Here is a 2,119-nt window from a genome sequence, read left to right on the forward strand (position 1 = left end):
GACCCCGCCGACCCCGCCGACCCCGCCGACCCCGATGACCGCGACGAGCCCGACGAGCGGCCGCGACCTGCCGTGCGGGCGGGGGCGGGCCGCAGCAGGGTCATCGATGTCTCCCTCGGTCACGCACGCACTCGTATTGTCCGGATTGCCGCGATGGCTGATCGCCATGCTGCCCAAGGGAATTCGGGTCCGACGCAGGATTGGGTCAGGAGTCGGTCAAGTCCGTGTCCGCATTCGACAAGTGCGACCGGGTGCCGCGGATTTACCGGCAGAACGCATCGCCCGGGCCGGGCCGCAGGGCTCGGGCAGGGCTCGGGCAGGGCTCAACCAGGGCTGGGGCAGGGCTCGGGAAGGGCTCGGGCAGGCTGGCCCGCGTGCGCTGTGCCTGCTATTCGCCGGGCCGAAGACGAGGATGGCTTACATACTCGGATCCGGGCGCTCCGCCCGCGCCCGTGACCTGAGGCGATGCCCGAGCCCGGCGGTCTCGGCGGCGAGTATGTATGCCAACTTCGTCTTCGATCCCGGGACCGCCGCGCGGCGGGCTCGACAAGCCCCTCGCCCGGACCCTCAGCAGCGCCGATCCGACCCGGTCGGGCTCTCAGCAGCGCCGATACGACCCGACCCGGCCCTTAGCAGCGGCGATACGACCCGGCCCTCAGCAGCGGCGATACGACCCCGGCTGTGCCTTCAGCCGCGGTGATACGACCTCGACCGAGCCTTCAACAGCGTCCTCGACCCTCCCGCACCCGCACCTGCGGCCGCGCACTTCGGCTGACGGGGCCGGGCCCGGTGGGCGAGCACGGCGGTGAGCCCCTCGGGCAGCGCATCGTCGTGACCGGTCGCGCGCTCGACGGCGACGGCCGGCCCGGCCGGGCGAGCTAGGCCAGAGAACTAGGCCAGCTAGGCCTCGCTGCGCTCGCGGGCGAACTGCACGAGGGTGCGCACCGCGAAGCCGGTGCCGCCCTTGCCCGTGTAGCCGTGTGGCGCCGACTCGTTGAAGGCCGGCCCGGCGATGTCGAGGTGCCCCCACGGGATCGGGCGGCCGCCCTGCGCCTGCGGCCCGACGAACGCCCGCAGGAACGCCGCCGCCGTCATCGCACCGCCCATCGCGGCGCCCGTGTGTGCGATGTCGGCCACCTGCGAATCCATCGCGGAGCGGATCTCCTCGGCGATCGGCATCGGCCACACGGTCTCCCCGACGGTGGTCGCGGCGCTGGTCAACTCACCGAGCAGCTCGTCGTCGTTGGCGAAGACCGCGGCCGTGCGGTTGCCGAGGGCCACCATCGCGGCGCCGGTGAGAGTGGCCACGTCGACGATGGCGTCGGGGCCGCTCTCGGAGGCCAGCGCGATGCCGTCGACGAGCACCATGCGGCCTTCGGCGTCGGTGTTGATGATCTCGACGGTCTGCCCGTCGCGGATCGTCACGACGTCGCCCGGCCGCTGCGCGTTGGAGCCGGGCATGTTCTCGGCGAGGCACAGGTACCCGGTGACGGCGATCGGCAGCCCGAGCTCGGCGACCGCGCAGACCGCGGCGGCGACGGCGGCGGCGCCGCCCATGTCGCACTTCATCGTGATCATGCTCTTCGGCGGCTTGATGCACAGACCGCCGGAGTCGAACGTGATGCCCTTGCCGACGAACGCCAGCCGGCCCTGCGCGCCGTCGGGCTCGTACGACATCGTCACCAGCCGCGGCGGGCGGGCCGAGCCCTGGCCGACGCCGACGATGCCGCCGAAACCGTCCTCGGCGAGGGCGTCCTCGTCGAGCACGTCGATCGTCACGCCCCGCGGCGCGTCGTGCGTGGCGCGCTCGGCGAACGACTCGGGGTAGAGCACGTTGGGGGCGGTGTTGACGAGGTCGCGGGCCCACGCCTGCCAGCGGCCGACCGTCACGGCGGCGGCCACCTCCTCCGCGGCGTCGGTGTTGTCGTTGCCGTTGTTGCCGTTGTCGCCCGTGTCGCTGCCGGTGGCGGAGCCGGTGAGCACGTCGATCGCGGGCACCGGGCCCTCCTTCGCCAGGGAGGCCGCGGACTTCTCGCCGCGGTGCGCGACGAACCGATAGGCCCCCAGGGCCGCCCCCTGCGCGATGGCGGCCAGCGCCTCGGGCCGCCGGTCGGGGGCC

1 protein-coding gene is annotated in these 2,119 nt (G+C 73.4%); it reads right to left on the reverse strand.

The genetic code is table 11. From position 1 onward, the window contains the following. Positions 1–900: 900 nt before the first annotated feature. The coding region (locus PINTE_RS21070) for a leucyl aminopeptidase (RefSeq protein ID WP_068434528.1) at positions 901–2,119 on the reverse strand (1,219 nt) is incomplete at its 5' end.

Origin of the sequence: Piscicoccus intestinalis NBRC 104926 (assembly GCF_001515525.1) — a bacterium.
In the GTDB taxonomy this organism is placed as follows: domain Bacteria; phylum Actinomycetota; class Actinomycetes; order Actinomycetales; family Dermatophilaceae; genus Kineosphaera; species Kineosphaera intestinalis.